Annotated in this window: 6 protein-coding genes; all 6 read left to right on the top strand. The window is 58.3% G+C overall.

The window, feature by feature from the left end; translation table 11 throughout:
* The first annotated feature begins 200 nt into the window (after positions 1-200).
* Positions 201-740: a HEPN domain-containing protein gene (locus AB2B41_RS23100; RefSeq protein ID WP_367880182.1), complete on the top strand. Its 540-nt coding sequence runs from the start codon at positions 201-203 to the stop codon at positions 738-740.
* A 186-nt stretch (positions 741-926) separates the two neighbouring features.
* Positions 927-1,769: a 50S ribosomal protein L2 gene (gene rplB, locus AB2B41_RS23095; protein ID WP_367880181.1), complete on the top strand. Its 843-nt coding sequence runs from the start codon at positions 927-929 to the stop codon at positions 1,767-1,769.
* Positions 1,770-1,772: 3 nt separating this feature from the next.
* Entirely contained in the window at positions 1,773-2,051 is a 279-nt protein-coding gene (gene rpsS, locus AB2B41_RS23090; protein ID WP_367880180.1) for a 30S ribosomal protein S19, read from the top strand.
* Between the two features lie 3 nt (positions 2,052-2,054).
* A complete protein-coding gene (gene rplV / locus AB2B41_RS23085) occupies positions 2,055-2,435 on the top strand; it encodes a 50S ribosomal protein L22 (protein WP_367880179.1) in 381 nt (126 codons plus the stop codon).
* Positions 2,435-3,145, top strand: a complete 711-nt coding sequence (gene rpsC, locus AB2B41_RS23080) for a 30S ribosomal protein S3 (protein WP_367880178.1) — start codon at positions 2,435-2,437, stop codon at positions 3,143-3,145. Before rplV ends, rpsC begins: the two co-directional genes overlap by 1 nt.
* Before the next feature lie 12 nt (positions 3,146-3,157).
* On the top strand, positions 3,158-3,571 hold the full coding sequence (gene rplP / locus AB2B41_RS23075) for a 50S ribosomal protein L16 (protein WP_367880177.1): 414 nt from the start codon (positions 3,158-3,160) through the stop codon (positions 3,569-3,571).
* Positions 3,572-4,030: the final 459 nt, after the last annotated feature.

Below are 4,030 nucleotides of genomic sequence, written 5' to 3'. Positions count from 1 at the left end.
CCCAACTGCTCATGCCCTCCAGCTATCATGCTGGATTCGCGAGATGAATCCCTAGCGGGATTTGTGCAACAAAGCCGAAAGTGATGCCTATGCTGAGCTCTTAGAGAACGACGATTTTATTGAAGCGTTCACTTCGAACACCACGAGCAGAGAGCAAGTTCTGTCTCGCCGCCAAATAGCGCATGAGGTCCTTCTGGCTGATGGATGAAACGGTTGAAGCCAATTTCAAACACATTAGGGACTTGGCAAGAAATATCGATGAGCGCCTTAATCAAGACTCCGCTATTGACAGGCGAATAAGGAGTGAGCTTGCTGGTATGTTCGCGGTGACGATTGTCGCGACGTACGAAAGCATCGTGAAAGAAACACTCATCGAGTATGCAGGTAACTTTCATCCTAAGTACCAATTTCATGTCGAAGGTGACTTTGCCAAGATGAATGCGAAGATTTCACTAGACAACCTCAAGTCCTACTCCCGTCAGTTTGGTCTCAATTCATGGACAGAGCCTGAAGCACCAAAAAACGCTACGATCTTCCACAAGCTACTGAGTGAGAGGAAAAGGGTGGTTGAGAGGAGGTTTCGCAAAGACCTTTCTCAGAGCTATAGTAATCTGTTTCGTTGGCGGAATGACTACGCTCATGAAAGAACTGCGGCAACCACTTTTAATGAAGTATATGAAGCACATCGTGTCGCCCAGTACGTCATTCGCACCTTTGTAAAAGCGTTTGATCAGGGCTAGACAAGGTCCGCTACAGGACGTAAACGCACCGCATGACAAGGCCCCGGATTCGTCCGGGGCTCTGTCTTTGTTTGTTCTGGCTCCATACGGAGGCAAGCAAACACACCAACCCGGGGACCTTCGGGGCCCTTCATACCATAGGCGGGGGCACACCCTCGTCGTTCAGCTAAACGGAAGACAGACAACATGGCACTCAAGTCGTACAAACCGACGACGCCGGGCCAGCGTGGGCTGGTACTGATCGACCGTTCGGAGCTTTGGAAAGGCCGCCCGGTCAAAGCCCTCACAGAGGGTCTGACCAAGAATGGCGGACGGAACAACACCGGACGGATCACGATGCGTCGCAAGGGTGGGGGAGCAAAGCGCCTCTACCGTATCGTCGATTTCAAGCGCAACAAGATGGATATGGAAGCCGTCGTCGCGCGCATTGAATATGACCCGAACCGGACCGCGTTTATCGCGCTCATTCAATACACCGATGGTGAGCAGGCCTATATACTTGCACCGCAGCGTCTGGTTGTGGGGGACAAGGTGATTGCCTCCGCCAAGGCAGACATCAAGCCGGGTAACGCGATGCCGTTCAGCGGTATGCCCATCGGTACCATCGTGCACAACATCGAGATGAAGCCCGGCAAGGGCGGTCAGATCGCCCGTGCCGCCGGCACCTACGCGCAGTTCGTGGGGCGTGACGGTGGTTATGCTCAGATCCGTCTCAGCTCTGGGGAGCTGCGTCTGGTGCGCCAGGAATGCATGGCGACCGTTGGTGCGGTCAGCAACCCCGACAACTCCAACCAGAACTACGGTAAAGCGGGCCGCATGCGGCACAAGGGCATCCGTCCTTCCGTCCGTGGTGTGGTCATGAACCCGATCGACCACCCGCACGGTGGTGGTGAAGGCCGGACCTCGGGTGGTCGTCACCCGGTGACGCCCTGGGGCAAGCCCACGAAGGGTGCCAAGACCCGCAACCGCAACAAGGCGTCCAGCAAGCTGATCATCCGCTCGCGTCACGCCAAGAAGAAGGGGCGCTAATCCATGGCACGCTCTGTTTGGAAAGGGCCTTTTGTCGACTCTTATGTCCTCAAGAAGGCCGAAGCCGCGAAGGAAAGCGGGCGCAACGAGGTGATCAAGATCTGGTCGCGTCGTTCCACGATCCTTCCCCAGTTTGTCGGTCTGACGTTCGGCGTCTACAACGGCCACAAGCACATCCCAGTCTCCGTCAGCGAAGAGATGATCGGTCAGAAGTTCGGTGAGTATTCACCCACCCGGACGTACTACGGTCACGCCGCCGACAAGAAAGCGAAGCGGAAGTAAGCCATGAGCAAGGACAAGAATCCCCGCCGCGTGGCAGACAACGAAGCACGTGCCAAGCTGCGCATGCTGAAGACGTCGCCGCAGAAACTGAACCTGGTTGCCGGTCTGATCCGTGGCAAGAAGGTGGAAAAGGCCCTGACGGACCTCACCTTCTCGAAAAAGCGGATCGCGCAGGACGTGAAGAAGTGCCTTCAGTCCGCGATCGCCAATGCCGAGAACAACCACAACCTCGACGTGGACGAGCTGATCGTGGCCGAAGCCTATGTCGGCAAGAACCTGACCATGAAGCGCGGTCGTCCGCGGGCCCGTGGCCGGTTTGGCAAGATCATGAAGCCATTCGCCGAAATCACCGTCGTCGTGCGTCAAGTCGAGGAGCAAGCATAATGGGTAACAAAGTCAACCCGATCGGCATGCGCCTTCAGGTCAACCGCACCTGGGACAGCCGCTGGTACGCCGACACGAAGGACTACGGTGATCTTCTGCTGGAAGACCTCGCCATCCGCGCCTTCATCAAGGAAGAGTGCAAGCAGGCGGGCGTGGCCCGTGTGATCATCGAGCGTCCGCACAAGAAGTGCCGCGTGACGATCCACACCGCGCGCCCCGGCGTCATCATCGGCAAGAAGGGTGCGGACATCGAAGGTCTGCGCCAGAAGATCGCCAAGATGACCTCGTCCGAGCTGCACCTCAACATCGTGGAAGTGCGCAAGCCCGAGCTGGATGCCGCCCTTGTGGGTGAAAGCATCGCACAGCAGCTCGAGCGCCGCGTGTCCTTCCGCCGCGCGATGAAGCGTGCGGTACAGAACGCCATGCGCATGGGTGCCCAGGGCATCCGCGTGAACCTCGCCGGCCGCCTCGGCGGTGCCGAGATCGCGCGGACCGAATGGTACCGCGAGGGCCGCGTGCCCCTGCACACCCTGCGTGCGGACATCGATTACGCGCATGTCGAGGCCTCGACCGCCTATGGCATCATCGGGATCAAGACCTGGATCTTCAAAGGCGAGATCATGGAGCACGACCCGCAAGCGCGTGACCGCAAGGCACAGGAACTTCAGGACGGTCCGGCCCCCCGCGGTGCGGGCGGCGGTCGCCGGTAAGGAGCAGATCAGATGCTACAGCCAAAACGGACGAAATTCCGCAAGCAGTTCAAAGGCACCATCAAGGGCATGGCGAAGGGCGGGTCCGACCTCAACTTCGGCACCTATGGCCTGAAGGCGCTTCAGCCCGAGCGGGTCACCGCCCGCCAGATCGAAGCCGCACGCCGTGCCATGACGCGCCACATGAAGCGTCAGGGCCGTGTGTGGATCCGCATCTTCCCGGATGTGCCGGTGACCTCCAAGCCCGTCGAAGTGCGTATGGGTAAGGGTAAGGGTTCCGTCGACTACTGGGCGGCGAAGGTGAAGCCGGGCCGCGTGATGTTCGAGATCGACGGTGTCGGCGAGGACGTTGCGCGCGAGGCCCTGCGCCTGGCCGCGATGAAGCTGCCGATCAAGACGCGTGTTGTGGTGCGCGAGGACTGGTAGTCGGATGATGGGTGCAGAGCACCCATCCCACGGGCTGAGATTTGACCCCCGGCGCGAGAGCGGCGGGGGTTTTCAGTTTTGGATTACCTTCCGCTTGGCGGAGAGATTGCGGCGCTGCGCTAGACCCGGTTGGCGGGTTTGAGCCCATGCCTGCGCAGCATTGAGAATTGCCTCCTACATCGTATGGTCTGTTGAATCCGTGACAAAAGGAGCAAACCAGTTGGAAATCGTCCTAGGCGCAATCGCGGACTGGCTGCGTAAGAACCTGAAACATAGACCAATCGTAATGTGGTTACTGATCACGGTGGTCTTTGGAGTAGGAATTTGGCTTGTATGGATCGACTGGATTATCTGAGAACTAATCTCGGCGATCAACGGCATCTTTGTCCGGATAGTGTTGAAGAAGTCTGGGTCAGAGCTGCCGATGAGCGAAGCCCAAAGCCGCAAGGCCGCTCCTCT

The sequence above is a fragment of the Sulfitobacter sediminis genome, from assembly GCF_040811725.1.
Lineage (GTDB): Bacteria > Pseudomonadota > Alphaproteobacteria > Rhodobacterales > Rhodobacteraceae > Sulfitobacter > Sulfitobacter sediminis.
Note: the sequence above shows the minus strand (reverse complement) of the source record. Positions and strands in the feature narration are given on the sequence as shown.

Excerpts from the sequence above, each read along its gene's own strand:
- AB2B41_RS23100 (WP_367880182.1), top strand. The coding sequence starts at position 201 with ATGGATGAAACGGTTGAAGCCAATTTCAAACACATTAGGGACTTGGCA.
- rplB (WP_367880181.1), top strand. The coding sequence starts at position 927 with ATGGCACTCAAGTCGTACAAACCGACGACGCCGGGCCAGCGTGGGCTG.
- rpsS (WP_367880180.1), top strand. The coding sequence starts at position 1,773 with ATGGCACGCTCTGTTTGGAAAGGGCCTTTTGTCGACTCTTATGTCCTC.
- rplV (WP_367880179.1), top strand. The coding sequence starts at position 2,055 with ATGAGCAAGGACAAGAATCCCCGCCGCGTGGCAGACAACGAAGCACGT.
- rpsC (WP_367880178.1), top strand. The coding sequence starts at position 2,435 with ATGGGTAACAAAGTCAACCCGATCGGCATGCGCCTTCAGGTCAACCGC.
- rplP (WP_367880177.1), top strand. The coding sequence starts at position 3,158 with ATGCTACAGCCAAAACGGACGAAATTCCGCAAGCAGTTCAAAGGCACC.